The organism is Rheinheimera sp. (assembly GCF_030824435.1).
GTDB lineage: Bacteria > Pseudomonadota > Gammaproteobacteria > Enterobacterales > Alteromonadaceae > Pararheinheimera.
The window spans coordinates 19,626-38,033 of the sequence record NZ_JAVBXS010000100.1 but is presented as its reverse complement, the minus strand read 5'-3'; the positions used below and the strand labels follow the sequence as shown (position 1 = coordinate 38,033).

General features: G+C 48.1%; 19 protein-coding genes and 1 pseudogene. 16 read left to right on the top strand and 4 right to left on the bottom strand.

The features are described from left to right. Nucleotides 1-28 precede the first annotated feature (28 nt). Nucleotides 29-847: an adenosylmethionine decarboxylase gene (gene speD, locus RCH83_RS16600; RefSeq protein ID WP_306523902.1), complete on the top strand. Its 819-nt coding sequence runs from the start codon at nt 29-31 to the stop codon at nt 845-847. Between the two features lie 86 nt (nt 848-933). Here speD and RCH83_RS16595 read toward each other — a convergent pair whose 3' ends face one another. Further along, nucleotides 934-1,827: a phosphoribulokinase gene (locus RCH83_RS16595; RefSeq protein WP_306523901.1), complete on the bottom strand. Its 894-nt coding sequence runs from the start codon at nt 1,825-1,827 to the stop codon at nt 934-936. 116 nt (nt 1,828-1,943) lie between these two features. Between RCH83_RS16595 and RCH83_RS16590 the strand changes: the two genes are divergently transcribed. Beyond that, nucleotides 1,944-2,840 carry a hypothetical protein gene (locus tag RCH83_RS16590; RefSeq protein WP_306523900.1) on the top strand — a complete coding sequence of 299 codons (897 nt, stop codon included), beginning with the start codon at nt 1,944-1,946 and terminating at the stop codon, nt 2,838-2,840. Further along, complete coding sequence (locus RCH83_RS16585) at nt 2,837-3,232, top strand: MAPEG family protein (protein ID WP_306523899.1); 396 nt, start codon at nt 2,837-2,839, stop codon at nt 3,230-3,232. Before RCH83_RS16590 ends, RCH83_RS16585 begins: the two co-directional genes overlap by 4 nt. A gap of 68 nt (nt 3,233-3,300) precedes the next feature. Here the strand turns inward: RCH83_RS16585 and RCH83_RS16580 are convergent, their stop codons facing one another. From RCH83_RS16580 to RCH83_RS16570, 3 genes are all read right to left on the bottom strand, one after another. Then, nucleotides 3,301-5,076 (bottom strand): ExeM/NucH family extracellular endonuclease, encoded by a 1,776-nt coding sequence (locus RCH83_RS16580; RefSeq protein WP_306523898.1) that lies wholly within the window; start codon nt 5,074-5,076, stop codon nt 3,301-3,303. A 159-nt stretch (nt 5,077-5,235) separates the two neighbouring features. Beyond that, entirely contained in the window at nt 5,236-6,525 is a 1,290-nt protein-coding gene (gene purD, locus RCH83_RS16575) for a phosphoribosylamine--glycine ligase (RefSeq protein WP_306523897.1), read from the bottom strand. 36 nt (nt 6,526-6,561) lie between these two features. Then, complete coding sequence (locus RCH83_RS16570) at nt 6,562-7,395, bottom strand: class I SAM-dependent methyltransferase (RefSeq protein WP_306523896.1); 834 nt, start codon at nt 7,393-7,395, stop codon at nt 6,562-6,564. 216 nt (nt 7,396-7,611) lie between these two features. Between RCH83_RS16570 and trmJ the strand changes: the two genes are divergently transcribed. From trmJ to ndk, 13 genes and pseudogenes are all read left to right on the top strand, one after another. Next, entirely contained in the window at nt 7,612-8,349 is a 738-nt protein-coding gene (gene trmJ, locus RCH83_RS16565; RefSeq protein WP_306523895.1) for a tRNA (cytosine(32)/uridine(32)-2'-O)-methyltransferase TrmJ, read from the top strand. Nucleotides 8,350-8,371: 22 nt separating this feature from the next. Then, a pseudogene (gene cysE / locus RCH83_RS16560) lies at nt 8,372-9,184 on the top strand (serine O-acetyltransferase); the annotation flags it as partial. Between the two features lie 288 nt (nt 9,185-9,472). Further along, on the top strand, nt 9,473-9,955 hold the full coding sequence (gene iscR / locus RCH83_RS16555; protein ID WP_306523894.1) for a Fe-S cluster assembly transcriptional regulator IscR: 483 nt from the start codon (nt 9,473-9,475) through the stop codon (nt 9,953-9,955). Between the two features lie 18 nt (nt 9,956-9,973). Then, the gene (locus RCH83_RS16550) at nt 9,974-11,188 is read left to right on the top strand and encodes an IscS subfamily cysteine desulfurase (protein ID WP_306523893.1); all 1,215 of its coding nucleotides are present in this window, start codon (nt 9,974-9,976) and stop codon (nt 11,186-11,188) included. Between the two features lie 73 nt (nt 11,189-11,261). Then, nucleotides 11,262-11,645, top strand: a complete 384-nt coding sequence (gene iscU, locus RCH83_RS16545) for a Fe-S cluster assembly scaffold IscU (RefSeq protein ID WP_306523892.1) — start codon at nt 11,262-11,264, stop codon at nt 11,643-11,645. Between the two features lie 6 nt (nt 11,646-11,651). Then, a complete protein-coding gene (gene iscA, locus RCH83_RS16540) occupies nt 11,652-11,975 on the top strand; it encodes an iron-sulfur cluster assembly protein IscA (protein WP_306523891.1) in 324 nt (107 codons plus the stop codon). A gap of 12 nt (nt 11,976-11,987) precedes the next feature. After that, a complete protein-coding gene (hscB, locus tag RCH83_RS16535) occupies nt 11,988-12,512 on the top strand; it encodes a co-chaperone HscB (RefSeq protein ID WP_306523890.1) in 525 nt (174 codons plus the stop codon). Between the two features lie 8 nt (nt 12,513-12,520). Continuing rightward, the gene (hscA, locus tag RCH83_RS16530) at nt 12,521-14,377 is read left to right on the top strand and encodes a Fe-S protein assembly chaperone HscA (RefSeq protein ID WP_306523889.1); all 1,857 of its coding nucleotides are present in this window, start codon (nt 12,521-12,523) and stop codon (nt 14,375-14,377) included. Nucleotide 14,378: 1 nt separating this feature from the next. Beyond that, nucleotides 14,379-14,717 carry an ISC system 2Fe-2S type ferredoxin gene (gene fdx, locus RCH83_RS16525; protein WP_306523888.1) on the top strand — a complete coding sequence of 113 codons (339 nt, stop codon included), beginning with the start codon at nt 14,379-14,381 and terminating at the stop codon, nt 14,715-14,717. A 246-nt stretch (nt 14,718-14,963) separates the two neighbouring features. Further along, nucleotides 14,964-16,085 (top strand): porin, encoded by a 1,122-nt coding sequence (locus RCH83_RS16520; protein ID WP_306523887.1) that lies wholly within the window; start codon nt 14,964-14,966, stop codon nt 16,083-16,085. 46 nt (nt 16,086-16,131) lie between these two features. Beyond that, nucleotides 16,132-17,202 carry a porin gene (locus RCH83_RS16515; RefSeq protein WP_306523886.1) on the top strand — a complete coding sequence of 357 codons (1,071 nt, stop codon included), beginning with the start codon at nt 16,132-16,134 and terminating at the stop codon, nt 17,200-17,202. A gap of 15 nt (nt 17,203-17,217) precedes the next feature. Then, nucleotides 17,218-17,631 carry a phosphate ABC transporter substrate-binding protein gene (locus tag RCH83_RS16510; RefSeq protein ID WP_306523885.1) on the top strand — a complete coding sequence of 138 codons (414 nt, stop codon included), beginning with the start codon at nt 17,218-17,220 and terminating at the stop codon, nt 17,629-17,631. 220 nt (nt 17,632-17,851) lie between these two features. Further along, on the top strand, nt 17,852-18,283 hold the full coding sequence (ndk, locus tag RCH83_RS16505) for a nucleoside-diphosphate kinase (RefSeq protein WP_306523884.1): 432 nt from the start codon (nt 17,852-17,854) through the stop codon (nt 18,281-18,283). Nucleotides 18,284-18,408 lie beyond the last annotated feature (125 nt).

The window sequence follows — 18,408 nt, the reverse complement described above, 5'->3', positions numbered from 1 at the left end:
CTGACACCGGCAGTGGAGAATTTATACCGTGGTAAAACCTTTTGAAAAATTGAAGCTGCATGGCTTTAACAATTTAACCAAAAGCTTAAGTTTCAGCATTTACGATATTTGTTATGCCCCGACTGAACAGGACAGGCAGGAATATATTTCGTATATCGACGAGCAATATAACGCTGACCGTCTGACCGATATCCTTAGTGAAGTTGTTGATATTATTGGTGCCAATATTCTGAATGTGGCGCGCCAGGATTATGATCCACAAGGTGCCAGCGTGACCATTCTGGTGTGTGAAGAACCCATTGAAAAACCTGAAGACGCCAAAAACGATAATTCAGAACAACCAGGGCCGCTGCCGGACGCCATAGTGGCGCATCTGGATAAAAGCCATATCTGTGTGCACACTTACCCTGAACATCATCCGCATGGCGGCATCTGTACTTTCCGCGCCGACATCGAAGTGTCGACCTGTGGTGTGATTTCACCCCTCAAAGCGCTGAATTACCTGATCCACAGTTTTGAATCTGACATTGTCACCATCGATTACAGAGTGCGTGGTTTTACCCGTGATGTGCATGGTGTCAAACATTACATCGACCATCCGATTCATTCGATTCAGAACTTTATGGATGCACCAACTAAAAATGCCTTCCAGATGGTGGATGTGAATGTGTATCAGGAAAACCTGTTTCACACCAAAATGATGCTCAAAGACTTTGATTTAAATAACTATTTGTTTGGTGCTGGTGCAGAATCGCTCAGCAGTGACGAACAAAAAGACATCAGCAAAAAAGTAAAACGCGAAATGCGGGAAATTTTTTACGGCCGTAATCTGCCCGATATGAACTGATGTGTTGATAAATACTTTGCCAAATAAAAAAACCGCTGCATGCGGTTTTTTTATTGGATGATCCAAGCCACTAGACTCAAACCACCTCACTCGAGCCAGTTCACCTGCCCACGTGCCTGACGGCGTTTGAGCATCAGCTCTTCTATCAGCGGCGTTAAAATCAGCTCCATTGCCAAACCCATTTTACCGCCCGGCACCACCAGCGTATTCACCCGCGACATAAATGAGCCGTTGATCATTTGCAGGTAATAAGGGAAATCCACGTGTTTAATGCCGCGAAAGCGGATCACCACAAAACTTTCATCCAAAGACGGAATGTCTTTGGCGCTAAAAGGGTTAGAGGTGTCCACCGTCGGCACGCGTTGAAAGTTAATATGAGTACGGGAAAACTGCGGTGTGATGTGGTTGATGTAATCATCCATGCTGCGCACTATGCTAGCTTGTACCGCTTCACGCGAGTGACCACGCTCGGAGGTGTCGCGGATAATTTTCTGGATCCACTCCAGGTTGACGATAGGCACCATGCCAATCAGTAAATCCACATGCTGCGCCACGTTATGGTGGTCGGTAACCACACCACCATGCAGGCCTTCATAAAACAACAAATCGGTGTCTGGGCGTAACTCCTGCCATGGCGTAAAAGTGCCGGGCAGCTGGTTATAAGGCACAGCTTCATCAAAAGTGTGCAGATAACGGCGAATTTTGGCCATGCCATGTTCGGCATAACTGGCAAAACAGTTTTCCAGCGCGCCAAAATCATTGGCTTCGGCACCAAAATAGCTGATGTATTTGCCTTGTTCTTTGGCTTTTCTAATAGCAACGTCCATTTCAGGGCGGCTGAATTTATGAAAACAGTCACCTTCCACCATGGCTGCATCAATGCCTAAGCTTCTGAAAATATGCGAAAAAGAATTGGTCGTGGTACTGGTGCCTGCGCCACTGGAACCTGTGACGGCAATAATCGGATTGCGTTCTGACATAACTTCTCTGACCTCATTTGCCTTGGCCTTACCATAAAGGATAAAGTGAAAACTTCGCAACCGCTTTTGTGGTGAGCAGATGAAGCTGCCACAACATTTGTTAGGGAAGGACCTTGATGGCTGTTTTTAAAAATACGCTTTTTATCAGTACGATAGCTGTGGTTAATTTTGTTCAGGCGCAAACGGCCTCTCCAGAGTTCGATCTTTATCTGGCTGATTTACATCAGCAAAAAATCAGTAATATAAAAAAGGTCAATCACAAAACCGGTTACCAGAACCAGCCGGCTTTTAGTCACGATGGCCGGTTTTTATACTGGACCTCAGAGCAAAAAAACGCTGAGCAAAGCCAAATGGATATTGCCAGTCTGAATATTAAAAGCGGTGAGTCCGGCCTGTATCGTGCTACACCACTGAGTGAATTTTCACCCACTGTTTTGCCGGACGGTGCGCTTTCTGCTGTAGTGGTGGAAGCCGATGGCACACAGCGGCTATGGCGTATTCCGGCGCAAGGCGAGGCCAAAGCTTTGTTTGCCGAGCCAAAAGACGTGGGTTATCACGCCTGGGGCCCTGATGCTGATTTATTGTTATTTATTCTGGGCAAAGACGAAGCTGACCATCAGATTGCTTATCGCAGCAGCAAAGGTGAAATGCAGACGCTGGCAAAAAATATTGGTCGCTCCCTGGCATGGCGCCCTGATAGTAAGGAAGCTTATTTCACCGAAAAGCATGGGGATAGATTGTCATTAAGTTGGTTTGAAACTAACAGCAAAACCCTAAAATCCAAACAGCTGTTATTGCCGGAAACCGGGCAGGATTTGCGTTGGTACAACAGCGATACCTTGCTGGTGTCGGCCGGCAACAGCATTTACAGCTGGCAACCTGGTACAAACAGCTGGCAAGTCTGGCTGGATTTAAGTAAAAGCTGCAACGGCAGTGTCAGCCGTTTTAGTATCAGCGCCAATCAGCAAAAACTGGCCTTTGTTTGCCAGCCGAAAGGGGAGAGCGCTAAATGACAGTGTTGATTTGGGTGGCTTTTTCCCTGGTGCTGGTGATTTATCTGGCGCGTATTCCGGTTATTCAGGCGCAAAAAAAACTGGGTGGTTATGACTACCATAATCCTCGGGCGCAACAGGCCAAATTAGAAGGTTTGGGCCAGCGCGCCAATGCGGCGCATCACAATAGTTTTGAAGCCTTGCAGCTGTATCTGGCGGCTTTTATTGCTTGTGTGGCGAGCGGCAACACAGATGTTTTGATGCAACAACTGGCGGTGGCTTATCTGATTTGCCGGCTGCTGTTTGTGCTGTTGTATTGGCTGGATAAAGCTTATTTACGCTCTGCGGTTTGGGTGCTGGGCTGCGCCGCAATTTTAACTATGCTGGTGCGCTCTGCTTTAGCCGCAGGCTGAACGGAAACACAATAAAAACTCTTAAAAAACAAAGGGGCCAGCGGCCCCTTTGTTGTTCTTGTAAGCTATCAGAACTTAAAATCCATCAACAGAGGGTCGTGATCAGAAGAGCGGAACGGCGTTGGCGCGTACAGGCTCTGTTGCTGGTTTTTCGATTTAAATTCAGTGTTGTAATCAAGCACTGCCGGTTCATCGGCGTTGATATTCCAGTGCTGGAACTGCTGAAGCTGCTTCGCAAGTGTAGGGCTGGCTAAAGCGTGATCCAAAGTGCCGGAGCGGCCACGATAAACAAAAGACCAATGCTGACCTTTACCCGCCAGATGCACAAAACCGGCTTGTTCTAAGGTTTTTACCGGATCTTCCATCCGGTAAGCATTTAAATCACCGATGATCAGCCGGTTTGGGCTGTTAATTCCGGTTGGATTAGTGTCCAGCCAGCTGAGCAATGCTTTGGCAGCTTTTACTCTGGTTGGATTCCAACAGGCCTGACCGTCGCCCTGATCACTGTCCGGCATCTGTTGTTTTGGGCAACTGCCTTTGGATTTAAAGTGGTTGATACTGACGGTAAATTCAGTGCCGGACGCCTGATCGCGGAAACTTTGCGCCAAAGGCGGGCGGCTGCCGCGGTCAAAAGGTGCGTCCAGTTTCAGTGCTGCTGTGCCTATCGGCTGTACCACTTCAGTGCGGTAAATCATCGCCACTTTAATATCGTCACCACCGGGTTTTACCTTGCTGCTGACAAAAGCATATTGTTCACTGCCAAGTTGCTGGTTCAGGCTTGAGACTATAGTGGCAATAGCGCTGTCTTTGGCTTCACCGTTATTTTCAACTTCCAGCAAACCAATCACATCAGCGTCCAGCGCCGTTAAAGTGGCCAGCATTTTGGCTTGTTGCCGCTCAAGCTCAGCCTGGTTACTGGCGCCTCTTTTGGTTGGAAATTGTGGGTTATTGCCGGCGCCAGTGAAAAAATTCAGCACATTAAAACTGGCGACCCGGATTGTGCCTGTGCTTTTGGCTTTAGGTGCTGTTTGTCGTGCATTGGCGGCGGTAAAAACCGGCTTTTTGTTTACCAGCAGGCGATAACCGGCTTTGTTTTGTACCAGATAACCTTCAACCGCCTGCACTTTGTCACCAACCCGCACCGTATTGTCGGCGGTTAAACCCTCGCCCGGAAATGGCACAGGTTCGACATTCTGTTTTGAATTTTGATCGTCAATGACAATCTCATGCAACAGTTGTTGTTGTTCAAAAGCGGCCGCTGCTCTGCCAGGCTGGTTAATTTCGGTGGCGATAAATAACCTTTTATCAGCCAATAACAGCTCACCAAAACGCGCCAGGCCGTAACTGTCGTTCACCACCAACTGTTGTGGCAATACGACATAATGGCCTTCTAAACTTTCCCAGTCAGACAGTTGTTTTACTGGCAGTGTGACTGTGCTTTGGCGCACTGGCTGATTTTCGGCACAAACAACACTGTGGCTGATATTGGTTAAAGCCGTCATTTGTTGTAATTCACGTACTGTGCCTGTCAGTTCAAGTAACTGACCTTGCTGGTAAATACCGGCCAGTTCTTTGTCGGCAATTAATATGGCTTCCGATGTTTGTGTTTTGTTGTCTGGCAACACACTTTGCAGCAGCAACATCGGCTGTTTGCTGTTTTTATATAAGGTGCCAATGACAACACCCTGAGTGGTTAAAGTGTTGCCCAGCAAAGGGCTTTGGGCTTCTGCACCCTGAATTTCGGCAATAGTGGTAAATTCTTTGCTGCACTGTGCGGCAAGCGGTAGCGACAACAAAGAACAACTCAGTGGTAACAACACCAGAGCAGCAGTAGAAAACTTCATCGGAATGTCCTGACAGAAAAAGCGCAGCAGCGCGCGATAGCGGCTTAGCTTAATCAAGTTATGCTGACAAACAAAGGGGCTTGGCATCAAGCGCCGGATTTTAACGATAAAAAAGGCAGCCAATGGCTGCCTTTTGCTGATTTCAGCGATAACAAAGGGTTATTTTTGCTGTTCGCGCGCTATGGCTCGGTAACCAATGTCACGACGGCTAAACACACCATCCCACTGAATTTGGTCAACCAGCTGATAAGCGGCTTGTTGTGCTGCTGTCACATTGGCACCTAAAGCAGTGGCACATAAGACCCGGCCACCTGCTGTCACCACTTTGCCATCTTCCAGTTTGGTACCGGCGTGGAATACCTTGGCTTCACGGCTGTCGGCTTGTGGTAAACCGCTGATCACATCACCTTTACGGTAATCATCAGGGTAACCACCGGCAGCAAGCACCACACCAACTGCAGCGCGGCTGTCAAAAGCAATCTCAGTTTGGTCGAGCTTGCCTTCAACAGCGTTCTGGCACAGCTCAACTAAATCTGACTGCAGGCGCAGCATAATTGGCTGAGTTTCAGGGTCACCAAAACGGCAGTTAAACTCCAGCACTTTACAGGTGCCATTTGGCGCTACCATTAAACCTGCGTACAAAAAGCCTGTATACACAGTGCCTTCTGCTGCCATGCCATTCACTGTAGGGTAAATCACGTTTTGCATCACCCAATCGTGCACTGCCGGAGTGACCACTGGCGCCGGTGAATAAGCACCCATACCACCGGTATTTGGGCCTTTATCACCATTATCGCGGGCTTTGTGATCCTGACTGGACGCAAAAGCCAAAGCGTTTTTACCGTCAACCATCACAATAAAAGAGGCTTCTTCACCAACCAGAAACTCTTCAATCACCACGCGGCTGCCGGCATCACCAAACTTGTTGCCAGACAACATATCTTCTATGGCCGCAAAAGCTTCAGCTTCGGTCTGCGCAATAATCACCCCTTTGCCAGCCGCTAAACCATCGGCCTTAATCACAATAGGGGTGCCTTGTTCAGCCACATAAGCTTTGGCATCGGAAATATCGCTGAAAGTGCCGTAACCGGCGGTTGGGATCTGATGGCGGGCTAAAAAGTCTTTGGCAAATGCCTTGGAGCTTTCCAGCTGAGCTGCCGCTTTGGTTGGGCCAAAAATAGCCAGACCAGCAGCGCGGAAGCTGTCCACCACACCACGGGCCAGCGGTGCTTCAGGGCCAACAATGGTCAGGTCAATCTGTTCGGCTTTAGCAAATGCCAATAAAGCCGGTACATCGTCGGCTGCAACAGCCACATTTTTCAGATTGTTTTCCAGTGCAGTACCGGCATTACCAGGAGCTACAAACACCTGACTGACTTTTGGCGATTGGGCTGCTTTCCACGCCAGCGCGTGTTCGCGGCCACCGCCGCCTATCACTAAAACTTTCATCAATACGTCCACTTCGTTGGCTTAAGGTTTTGGGAATTATTCAGCTTTTGGCTTACGGAACTTCAGCGTCATACGGTCGCTTTCGCCAATGGCGATATATTTGGCTTTGTCCTGATCTTTCAGTGCCAGCACTGGTGGTAAAGTCCAGACACCTTTTGGATGATCCGCAGTATCTTTTGGATTGGCATTCACTTCGCTGGTGCCATCCAGCACAAAACCAGCTTGTTCTGCCACTTTCACCACCATGCTTTGTGGCATATAACCAGAATCTGTCCAGTCAGTTTTTAATTTGCTTTCAGGTAAACGGTGTTCAACCACACCCAGCACACCACCTGGTTTTAATGCGGCATGAAAAGTTTTAAAAGCAGTCAGCAGACTGGCTTCACCTTTATCTTTTTCGTACCAGTTGTGCAGGTTACGGAAAGTTAACACAACATCGGCAGAACCGGCTGGCGCTACTTCATACATTTTATCCGGCGCAAAACCTGTCACAGTCACGGCTTTGTACACAGGGTCCGCCGCCAGTTTTTCCAGATAAGCAGCACGGGTTCTTTTGGCGTAATCAGAAGTGGCATCAGCGGGTTGGTGCGCAGCGTAATATTTGCCTTTTTCTTTTAATAAGGGCGCCAGAATTTCGCTGTACCAGCCGCCGCCAGGAGAAATTTCCACCACAGTGCTGTCGGCTTTTACATCAAAAAAGCTCAGGGTTTCGTAAGGGTGGCGATGCACATCACGCGCTTTATTCACAGCGCTGCGTGCCGGGTGGTTGATGGCGTCTTTTAAAGGATTAGTGGCGGCGTAACTTGGTAAGGTATTGATAGTAGTGGCAAATAAGCCTGCGAATACAACGAACTTGGTCAAAGCTTTCATGCGATCGATCCTTGTTATGTTGAGGAGGCGCTAGTTTAGCAAAGCTGAACCAGCTTTGCAGTGGCAAATGGACAAATTCGCCTTTTGACCCGACCAGTGAAATTTATCCGACTTTAGATGTCTACACTTCCGAATTTTGCGCGCAGTTGCAAAATCCTTATGCTAAAATGCCGCTCTTTTTTCAGGCGCTATGCTTTTTCCGGGAATTTTCATTTTATGCTCGATCAAATCCGCATTGTTCTGGTTGGAACCTCACACACCGGCAATATCGGCTCTGTCGCCCGGGCGATGAAAACCATGGGCTTAAGTCAGTTATGGCTGGTATCGCCCAAAGAATTGCCCGATGGTCAGGCTTATGCGTTATCGGCTGGTGCCAGCGAAGTGCTGGCCAATGCCAAAGTGGTGGATACGCTGGAAGAAGCCATCAGCGATTGTGGCCTGATTGTTGGCGCCAGCGCCCGTTCCCGTACTTTGTCCTGGCCTATGCTGGAGCCGCGTGAATGTGGTGAAAAAGCAGTACAGGAAGCCACGCAAAAACCGGTGGCGCTGGTATTTGGCCGCGAAAATAATGGCCTGAGCAATGAAGAATTACAGCTGTGTAATTTCCATGTCTGTATTCCGGCCAACCCTGAATACAGCTCGCTGAATCTGGCGATGGCAGTGCAGATCGTTACTTATGAAGTGCGGGTAGCGGCACTTGCTGCCAAACCTGTGGCTGTTGAAGCAGATGAAACTCAATATCCAAGTTCAGAGCAGATGGAAAGGTTTTTTGTGCATCTGGAAGACACGCTGAACGACACAGGTTTTATTATCAAACAACACCCTGGTGTGGTGATGACCAAACTGAAACGTTTGTTTACCAGAGCCAGACCGGAAGAGGCAGAACTGAATATTCTGCGGGGCATTTTAACTTCGATGCAGCGTAAGCAAAAACAACAGAGCCAAAGCGAATAAACCGAAGCGGCAAAAGGACAGTTCCATGTTTGCAGGTATCAAAGAAGATATAAAAAGTGTATTTGACCGTGACCCGGCAGCACGCAGTTTTTTTGAAGTGCTGACCAATTATCCGGGTTTGCACGCCATCTGGTGGCACCGGATGAACCACAAACTCTGGTTGGCCGGCTGGAAATGGCTGGCACGGTTTTTAAGCACTATAGCGCGCTGGCTCACAGGGGTGGAAATTCACCCTGGTGCTAAAATTGGCCGGCGTTTTTTTATCGACCATGGCATGGGCGTGGTGATAGGTGAAACGGCCGAAATTGGCGATGACGTCACTTTGTATCATGGCGTGACTTTAGGTGGCACCAGCTGGAACCCGGGCAAACGCCACCCCACTTTAGGTAACAATGTGGTGATAGGCGCCGGCGCAAAGGTGTTAGGTCCCTTGTATGTCGGCGAGAACGCCCGTATTGGTTCTAACGCTGTGGTGGTGAAAGACGTGCCACCTGGCGCCACTGTGGTCGGTATTCCGGGTCGTATTGTTGCCAAGCAGGATTCAGCGGTGTCGGAACAACGGCAGAATCTGGCGAAAAAATTTGGTTTTGACGCTTATGCTGTGGCCAGTGACAACCCGGATCCGGTCGCTAATGCCATAGGCCGCATGCTGGATCACATGCATTGCCTGGACAACAAAGTGGCCGAGCTTTGTAAAAGTGTCAACGACTTAGGCGGTAACGTCTGTGACGCAGTGCCCAGCATGGATATTGGTGATGAAGCTTTTTTAGCCGCTGAACGTGAAGCCGCGCAGCAGCGCAAAAAAGCCCATGAAGAGTTTGATCCAACTATTTGAAATTAAATGAGATTTGCTATGAGTTATGTCCAAAATCATTGAAGTTACAGGTAGGCCACGGTGGAACCGCGACGAGTAAGTGAGACTGGAACGCCAGCCCGGCCAGGAACATAGCACCCTATGTGACGGGCCGGGCTGGCGCTCCAGCAAAGCAGCGAAGTCAACACCCCTGCGGCTTCAAGGATAAAGGACATAATAGTTGACTGTTTTAGTAGGTTTTATACTTGACTAAATCAGTCAGGAATGTACAATTTGCGCCATTCTCAGGTCGAAGCTAATGGGGTCAGGATGAGGTTAACATCGAAAGGGCGTTATGCCGTGACTGCAATGCTGGATGTGGCATTACACACCAGTTCAGGTCCGGTGCCGCTGGCAGATATTTCTGCCCGGCAGGAAATTTCGTTGTCTTATCTTGAACAATTGTTCGCCCGCTTACGTAAACAGGGTCTGGTCAGCAGTGTGCGCGGCCCTGGTGGTGGTTATCAGCTGGGTAAACCGGCCGCTGAAATTTCAGTGTCTGAAGTGATCAGTGCAGTGGATGAGTCGGTGGATGCCACCCGTTGTCAGGGTAAATCTGATTGTCAGGGCGGTGCCAAGTGCCTGACCCATACCTTGTGGAGTGACTTAAGTCACCGTATTGAAGATTTTCTGACCCAAATAACTTTGGGTGAATTGGTCAGCCAGAATGAAATTCAGAGCGTGGCCAAGCGGCAGGACAGCCGCGTATTAAAGAACCCTGAAACTGAAATTGAAGTCAGCTGCCAGTTGTAACAGCAGACGGAGCCAAAGATGAAGTTACCTATTTATTTAGATTACGCCGCAACAACCCCGGTTGACCCTCGTGTTGCTGAAAAAATGATGCAGTACCTGACGATGGATGGCGATTTTGGTAATCCGGCCTCACGTTCACACCGTTTTGGCTGGCAGGCGGAAGAGGCCATTGAAGTGGCCCGTAGCCAGATTGCTGAGCTGGTCAACGCCGACCCACGTGAAATTGTTTATACCTCAGGCGCTACTGAATCTAATAACCTGGCGATTAAAGGTGCGGCGCAGTTTTACCATAAAAAAGGTAAACACCTGATCACCTGCAAAACCGAACATAAAGCCGTGCTGGACACCATGCGCGCTTTAGAACGTGAAGGTTTTGAAGTGACTTATTTAGACGTGGAAAGCAACGGTCTGGTTGACCTTGCCAAGTTAGAAGCAGCGATGCGCCCGGATACCACTGTTGTCAGCATTATGATGGTGAACAACGAAACCGGTGTGGTGCAGGATGTGGCTGCCATTGGTGAGTTATGCCGCGCTAAAGGTATTATTTTCCATGTGGATGCGGCTCAGGCTGCAGGTAAAGTGGCTATTGATCTGCAAACATTAAAAGTAGATTTAATGTCGTTTTCTGCTCACAAAATTTATGGCCCTAAAGGTATTGGTGCTTTATATGTGCGCCGTAAACCACGGATTCGTTTAGAAGCGCAAACGCACGGTGGTGGCCATGAACGTGGTATGCGTTCAGGTACTTTGCCAACCCACCAGATTGTCGGTATGGGTGAAGCTTTCCGTATTGCCAAAGTGGAAATGGCCGCTGAAAACGAACGTTTTGCCAAGCTGCGTCAGCGCTTGTGGGACGGTATTCAGGACATTGAACAAGTGTTTTTAAATGGTGATGCCACCCATCGGGTGCCTGGCATTACCAATATCAGCTTTAACTATGTTGAAGGTGAATCTTTGATTATGGCGCTGAAAGATATTGCAGTGTCGTCAGGTTCAGCCTGTACTTCTGCCAGTTTAGAACCTTCTTATGTACTGCGTGCTTTAGGTTTAACCGACGAACTGGCGCACAGCTCAATCCGTTTTAGCATTGGCCGTTTTACCACTGAAGAACAGATTGATCACACTATTAAAATAGTGCACGAAGCCATTGATAAACTCCGTGCTATGTCGCCGCTGTGGGACATGTTCAAAGACGGCATCGATTTAAACACAGTGGCCTGGGTCGCACACTGATCAACATCTGATCAGTTTGTGACCGGCGCCCGTCCCTTATGGCGGGCAAACCAGATTAATGAGGTAAAGCACCATGGCATACAGCGAAAAAGTCATAGATCACTACGAAAACCCACGTAACGTTGGCGCTTTTGCCAAAGACGACCCGACGGTTGCCACCGGTATGGTTGGCGCTCCGGCTTGTGGTGACGTAATGAAACTGCAAATTAAAGTAAACGAGCAAGGCATTATTGAAGATGCCAAGTTCAAAACTTATGGTTGTGGCAGCGCCATCGCCTCCAGCTCGTTGGTGACGGAGTGGGTGAAAGGTAAAAGCCTTGACGAAGCAGCACAAATCAAAAACACCGACATAGCGCAGGAACTGGCGTTACCACCGGTCAAAATTCACTGTTCTATTCTGGCGGAAGATGCCATTAAAGCAGCCATTGCTGATTATAAAAGCCGGCACGGGAGTTAAGTTGTTATGGCAATTTCAATGACTGCAGCAGCAGCAGACCGCGTCCGTAGTTTTTTAACGAACCGTGGTAAAGGTTTAGGCTTGCGGGTTGGTGTAAAAACCACCGGCTGTTCTGGCCTTGCTTATGTGTTGGAATTTGTCGACGAGCTGAATGAAGACGACCAGGTGTTTGAACAAGACGATCTGAAACTGATTGTTGATGGCAAAAGCCTGGTTTATATCGACGGCACCCAACTTGATTTTGTTAAAGAAGGCCTGAACGAAGGTTTCCAGTTTAACAACCCAAACGTCAACGGCGAATGTGGTTGTGGCGAAAGTTTCACAGTATAAACTGGCGGTCTGATGAATTATTTCCAGCTGTTTCAGGTGCCTGCTCAGTTTGATCTCGATTTAACTGAGCTTGGTACCCGCTATTTAGAACTGCAACGGAATTTTCATCCGGATAACTTTGCATCTGCTTCTGAACGCGATCGTTTATTGGCAGTGCAACAAGCTGCCAATATTAATGATGCTTATCACAGCCTGAAACAACCGCTGCTGCGCGCCGAACATTTGCTGGCGCTGCGTGGTGTAAAAATCAGCCATGAACAACGTAGCTTTACCGACACTGTATTTTTAATGCAGCAGATGGAGCTTCGGGAACTGCTGGCTGACATTCTGCATTCGACCGATCCATATGCGCTTATCGACGAAGCAGAACAACAAATTCAGCAGCAGAAAAAGTTATTACTCAAGCAGTTAGCCTATGCACTTGATGCCAATCAGCCCGAGCAGGATCTGCTGGCGGCTGATATAATCCGCAAACTCAAATTTTTCTTTAAACTTCAGCATGAGCTGGAGTTAATTGAACAGCAACTACAAGACTAAATCCCACTATGGCTTTATTACAAATCGCTGAACCCGGCCAAAGCGCCGCACCGCACCAGCACAAGCTGGCAGCGGGTATTGACCTTGGCACCACCAATTCTTTGGTTGCTACTGTGCGCAGTGGCGAAGCCAAAACACTGTTTAACAGCAGTGGTGACGATATGGTGCCTTCAGTGGTGCGTTACACGGCTGATGCGGTGCAGGTGGGCAAAGTGGCGCAGCAATCTGCTGTCAGCGACCCACACAATACCATCAGCTCGGTGAAACGTCTGATGGGGCGTGGTTTTGCCGAGATTATGTCTTTGCCACATAAGCTGCCGTATCAGCTGGTCGATCAACAAGGTTTAGTGGCGATAGAAACAGCTCAGGGTATTAAAAACCCGGTGGAAGTGTCGGCTGAAATTCTGGCAACCCTGGCCGATACTGCCAGTCAAACCTTAGGTGGTGAGTTGACAGGTGTGGTCATTACTGTGCCGGCTTATTTTGATGATGCCCAGCGTCAGGCCACTAAAGATGCCGCCAAGCTGGCTGGTTTAACAGTGCTGCGTTTATTAAACGAACCAACTGCAGCGGCGCTGGCATACGGTCTGGATTCCGGCCAGGAAGGGGTGATTGCCGTTTACGATTTAGGCGGTGGCACCTTTGATATTTCTATTCTGCGCTTAAAACGTGGTGTGTTTGAAGTATTGGCAACAGGTGGCGATTCTGCGCTGGGTGGTGACGATTTTGACCACGCTATTGTCGACTGGCTGCAACAACAAAGTGGCGAAACTGAGTTGTCGCACCAAAGTCTGCGCCAGCATTTACAGCTGGCCCGTGAAATTAAAGAGCAGTTAAGTTCGCAGGCAAGTTACAGTTTTGTGCTGCCAACAGCCAAAGGCGGGCTGTCGCTGAGTTTAAGCCGTGAAGAGCTCGACAGTCTGATATTGCCTTTGGTGCGCCGCACTATCCGCGCTTGTAAACAAAGTTTGCGTGACGCCGGTGTTGAAACCGACGATGTAGCGCAAGTGGTGCTGGTGGGCGGTTCTACCCGGGTGCCGCTGGTGCGAAGCCTGGTGGCAGAGTTTTTCCAGGCCGAACCTTTAACCTCCATTGACCCGGATAAAGTAGTGGCCATTGGCGCCGCTATTCAGGCCAATGTGCTGGTGGGCAACAAGTCAGATGCCGACACTTTATTATTAGATGTAATACCACTGTCGCTTGGTTTAGAAACCATGGGTGGTTTAGTGGAAAAAATCATCCCGCGTAACACCATCATTCCGGTGGCAAGAGCGCAGGAATTTACCACTTTTAAAGACGGCCAGACCGCCATGTCGCTGCACGTATTGCAAGGCGAGCGTGAGCTGGTGGCCGATTGCCGCTCTCTGGCGCAGTTTAACCTCACCAATATTCCGCCTATGGCCGCTGGTGGCGCTCATATCCGCGTGACCTTTCAGGTCGATGCCGATGGTTTGCTCAGTGTCACAGCTCAGGAAAAATCCAGTGGCGTCAGCGCCAGCATTCAGGTGAAACCATCTTATGGGTTAACTGACGATCAGGTGGCGACCATGATCCAAAGTTCGATGCAATATGCCAAACACGATATGCAATTACGTTTGTTACGTGAGCAGCAGGTGGAAGCCAGCCGCGTTTGGGAAGCGGTGAGCGCCGCTATTTCTGCTGATGCCCACTTGTTGGGGGCAGCTGAGCTTTTAGAAATTGAACAAGCCTTGTCTGAGTTAAAACAACTCAGTCAAAGCGACGATACCGCAGCCATCAAAGCCGCTATTGATAAAACCAATCATATCACCGACGATTTTGCCGCCCGCCGGATGGACAATTCAATCCGGCAGGCCCTGCAGGGTCATAAAGTTGACGAGGTGTAACATGCCACAAATTATCTTTTTACCTCATGCCGAACTCTGTCCTGAAGGTGCCGCTTTAACAGCAGAAAAAGGCGAGACAGTGCTGGATGTGGCTTTACGCAACGGTATTGCTATTGAGCATGCCTGTGAAAAATCCTGTGCCTGCACTACTTGCCATGTCATAGTTCGGGAAGGTTTTTACAGTCTGAACGAAAGTGACGAACTCGAAGAGGACATGCTGGATAAAGCCTGGGGTTTAGAGCCGGAGTCGCGTTTAGGTTGTCAGGCCCGTATTGCCGATGACGACTTAGTGGTGGAAATTCCAAAATACACCATCAATATGGTCAGTGAAGGCCATTAACAGCATTATTGCAAAAAATATATCTTTTTGTTTTTGTTCATTTTTTTAAGCCAGCATTGATGCTGGCTTTTTCTTTGCGTAAAAATGCACTCTTCCTTGTAAATGATTGAAACTTAATATAAGTTTCTGCACTTTTTTATTTTCGTTCATCGGGAACTAAAATTTATAGTTCTGAATTTTCTGGTTTTTTTGGCTTCGTTGTCTACGCTAGACATAGCTGTAAGCATTCTGCTCGGAGATCTGTTTATGAAAAAAACTTGGTTAGCGGCCTGGGTCGCAATAGCTTGTTGTGCAACAAATGTGGCCGCTGAAGTGAGTATCAATGGTTTTGCTTCGATTAAAGCCGGTAAGGCAGCCAGTGGAGATACCTTATACGGATATACCGACGACATTGATTTTAAAAATGAGAGTTTGTTTGCACTGCAGGTGCAGTCTGATTTGGGCGAAAAATTGTCGGTGACAGCACAAATTATGGCGCGGGGTGCCAATGATTTTGACGCTGAATTTGAATGGGCTTTTTTAACCTATCAGTTAACCGACGAATGGCGGTTAAATGCCGGCCGCTTGCGCACACCTTTTTATAAATATTCAGATTTTCGCGATGTAGGTTATGCCTACGATTGGTTACGCACACCACAAAGTGTTTATGATCTGGGCTTTAACACCATCGAAGGTGTGTCCTTGTATCACAGCAGTAATTTCAGTGAAATGCAGTCCAATCTGCAACTGGTGTTTGGTGCTTACGATGGTGAAGTGGCTGTGGTTGGCACCGTATCCCCGGCCAAAATTAATGATATTGTTGGCGCCACCTGGGAGCTGAGTCAGGACTGGTTATCGGTCCGTTTGGCTTATCTGATGGGTGATGTCAGTATTCAGGCCAGTTCGCTGAATCCATTATTGGCGGGTTTAACCAACATCGGTTTAGGATCAGTAGCTCAGGCTATTGATTTTAATGAAGATGATGGCAGTTTTTTTGGTTTTGGCCTGAACTACGATCGTAATGACTGGCTGATGGTCGCTGAATACACCCATGTAAAAGTTGAAGACAGCTTTTATGCCAATCAGGATTCTTATTATCTGTCTTTGGGTCGCCGATTTGGGGCTTTCACCCCTTATGTTTCTTACGAAAAAGATGAAGATGATGCCAAGCCGGACATTTATGCGGCATTGCCAGCTAATTTCCCGTTGCGCCCGACTATAGCGGCTATCGTGAATACCCAGTGGTTTGACAATACCACCTGGAATCTGGGGCTTCGTTATGATTTCCACCCGGCAGCAGCATTAAAACTTGAGTTCAGTACGGCCAAAGACAAACTGAGTGACAACAAAGACAGCCTGATGGCTGTTGGTGTCGACCTGGTATTTTAACAATACGGGCTTTTGCTCAAAGCATTTTAACGACTGAGGAGTAGGCATGAAACAGCTATTACTCGCTACTGCAATAGCGACAATTTGCAGTTATCCGGTGCAGGCTGAAGTGGATATTTCTGGTTTTGCGTCTGTGATGGGAGGCAAATTAACCAGCGGTACTGGGGTGGCACTGTTTGGTCTTGAACCCACCTTTCTGGCCAATTATCCGACTGTTGGTGTTTATGAAGATGAATGGACCTTTAAACCGGATTCCAAATTTGGTTTGCAACTGACTGCTGAGCTTACCGAAGGACTGACCGCGACCGCACAATTGGTTGGGCGTGGGGCTGATGATTTTGACGCCGGTTTTGAGTGGGCGTATTTATCTTATGTGCTGAACGAACACTGGACTATTCAGGCCGGTAAAAAACGTCTACCGCTGTATTATTATTCCGACTTTTTTGACGTTAGTTACGCTTACCTCTGGATCCGTCCGCCGGCAGATAACTACACCTGGCAGATTTTTAACTACACAGGCGTGAATGCGCAGTTTAATTATCAGCTCAGCGACTGGTCTTTGTCAGGTAACATTTATACCGGGCGCGAAGATGATGCGGAAAACAAACTGTTGTCAGAGTTTTTTGGCACTGATCCGGTACGTGAGATCTGGAAAGACATTATTGGTGGTGTGTTGAGTCTGAACCGGGATTGGTTCGATTTTCGCCTGACTTATATGACTTATCAGAATGAAAGGTACAGCGATGGCATCAGAGTGATCTGGGACGGTAAAGACACACGCAGAGGGAATTTTGCCGGTCTTTCAGTCAATATTGATTACAACAACTGGCTGTTATTGTCAGAGGTGAATCGCCTGACGCTGGATGGGGATGATTATGATACTTATCTGGTGTCAGCCGGATATCGTATTAACAAGCTCACACCTTATGTTTCTTATGCTGATTTTGACTCTGAAGGCGAAATGCACAACACCACCAGTGTTGGTGTGCGCTGGGATTTTCATAATTCAGCCGCCTTTAAATTTCAGTTTGATGACGTGAATGATAAAGGGGTCGGAAACAACCAGGTGGCCGGTGACAGCAAAGCTATCACCATGGGTGTTGATTTAGTTTTTTAAGTATTGGAGAAAACCATGAACTGGTTCAAAGTGATGACCCTGACTATGGCGCTGATTGTTAACGCAGCAATTGCAGAAGTGGCGGTGATTGTACATCCGTCCAATGCTGTCAGCCTTGATCAGTCTGAGATTACCCGTCTTTTTACCGGACGGGGTGCAACTTTTAATAACGGCAATAAAGCCACACCATTCAATCTGGCTGAGTCTGCGCCAGCCCGAGCTCATTTTGACAGCAAGGTATTAGGTAAATCATCCAGCCAGATGAAAGCTTATTGGTCAAAACTGGTGTTTACCGGTAAAGGCACACCGCCAAAAGAGCTCGCCTCTGATGCTGAAGTGAAAGCTGCAGTAGCGGCGGACGCCAATGCCATAGGTTATATCGATGCTGCTGCTGTGGACGCTTCAGTAAAAGTGGTAGGAAAGTTTTAAGTAACACTTCAAGCTTAGTTTTGCCCCATCCAAAAACCCGGCGACAGCCGGGTTTTTGCTGCCTTTGTTGTTTATCTTACATCTGGATTTTCTAAATTCAGGCCAAAAGCCGGGCCGGCATTTTTTTTAAGCACAAATAGGCATTTGGCAAGCAATAGCGTATAATTCGCGGCCGCTAAATTTTAACCAGTTATTTAATCAGATATTCAGGGAGTCTCCGATGGCCTTAGAACGTACTTTTTCAATCGTAAAACCAGACGCAGTAGCTAAAAACCACATTGGTGCTATTTATCACCGTTTTGAAACTGCCGGTTTACGTATTGTTGCCGCTAAAATGTTACACCTGAGCCGCGAACAGGCTGAAGGTTTCTACGGCGAACACAAAGAGCGTCCATTTTTCAACGCTTTAGTATCTTTCATGACGTCTGGCCCGGTTATGGTTCAGGTGTTAGAAGGTGAAGACGCTGTGCGTAAAAACCGTGAAATCATGGGTGCAACGAACCCGAAAGACGCTGCTGCCGGCACTCTGCGTGCTGACTATGCTGCCAGCATCGACGAAAACGCGGTACACGGTTCTGACGCTGCTGCTTCAGCTGCCCGTGAAATCGCTTTCTTCTTCACTGACGCTGAGCTGTGTGCACGCACTCGCTAAGTTAAAGTGAATTCAGCCCGGGATTGGGTTGAATAACAGAAAGGGGGCCTGGCCCCCTTTCTGTCTATTTGTTGTACTGTTTTTAAATGATTGAACCCGGTTGTATTTTATCTGTCTCAACCCGT

Excerpts from the sequence above, each read along its gene's own strand:
- RCH83_RS16595 (WP_306523901.1), bottom strand. The coding sequence starts at position 1,827 with ATGTCAGAACGCAATCCGATTATTGCCGTCACAGGTTCCAGTGGCGCA.
- RCH83_RS16590 (WP_306523900.1), top strand. The coding sequence starts at position 1,944 with ATGGCTGTTTTTAAAAATACGCTTTTTATCAGTACGATAGCTGTGGTT.
- RCH83_RS16585 (WP_306523899.1), top strand. The coding sequence starts at position 2,837 with ATGACAGTGTTGATTTGGGTGGCTTTTTCCCTGGTGCTGGTGATTTAT.
- RCH83_RS16580 (WP_306523898.1), bottom strand. The coding sequence starts at position 5,076 with ATGAAGTTTTCTACTGCTGCTCTGGTGTTGTTACCACTGAGTTGTTCT.
- purD (WP_306523897.1), bottom strand. The coding sequence starts at position 6,525 with ATGAAAGTTTTAGTGATAGGCGGCGGTGGCCGCGAACACGCGCTGGCG.
- RCH83_RS16570 (WP_306523896.1), bottom strand. The coding sequence starts at position 7,395 with ATGAAAGCTTTGACCAAGTTCGTTGTATTCGCAGGCTTATTTGCCACT.
- trmJ (WP_306523895.1), top strand. The coding sequence starts at position 7,612 with ATGCTCGATCAAATCCGCATTGTTCTGGTTGGAACCTCACACACCGGC.
- iscR (WP_306523894.1), top strand. The coding sequence starts at position 9,473 with ATGAGGTTAACATCGAAAGGGCGTTATGCCGTGACTGCAATGCTGGAT.
- RCH83_RS16550 (WP_306523893.1), top strand. The coding sequence starts at position 9,974 with ATGAAGTTACCTATTTATTTAGATTACGCCGCAACAACCCCGGTTGAC.
- iscU (WP_306523892.1), top strand. The coding sequence starts at position 11,262 with ATGGCATACAGCGAAAAAGTCATAGATCACTACGAAAACCCACGTAAC.
- iscA (WP_306523891.1), top strand. The coding sequence starts at position 11,652 with ATGGCAATTTCAATGACTGCAGCAGCAGCAGACCGCGTCCGTAGTTTT.
- hscB (WP_306523890.1), top strand. The coding sequence starts at position 11,988 with ATGAATTATTTCCAGCTGTTTCAGGTGCCTGCTCAGTTTGATCTCGAT.
- hscA (WP_306523889.1), top strand. The coding sequence starts at position 12,521 with ATGGCTTTATTACAAATCGCTGAACCCGGCCAAAGCGCCGCACCGCAC.
- fdx (WP_306523888.1), top strand. The coding sequence starts at position 14,379 with ATGCCACAAATTATCTTTTTACCTCATGCCGAACTCTGTCCTGAAGGT.
- RCH83_RS16520 (WP_306523887.1), top strand. The coding sequence starts at position 14,964 with ATGAAAAAAACTTGGTTAGCGGCCTGGGTCGCAATAGCTTGTTGTGCA.
- RCH83_RS16515 (WP_306523886.1), top strand. The coding sequence starts at position 16,132 with ATGAAACAGCTATTACTCGCTACTGCAATAGCGACAATTTGCAGTTAT.
- RCH83_RS16510 (WP_306523885.1), top strand. The coding sequence starts at position 17,218 with ATGAACTGGTTCAAAGTGATGACCCTGACTATGGCGCTGATTGTTAAC.
- ndk (WP_306523884.1), top strand. The coding sequence starts at position 17,852 with ATGGCCTTAGAACGTACTTTTTCAATCGTAAAACCAGACGCAGTAGCT.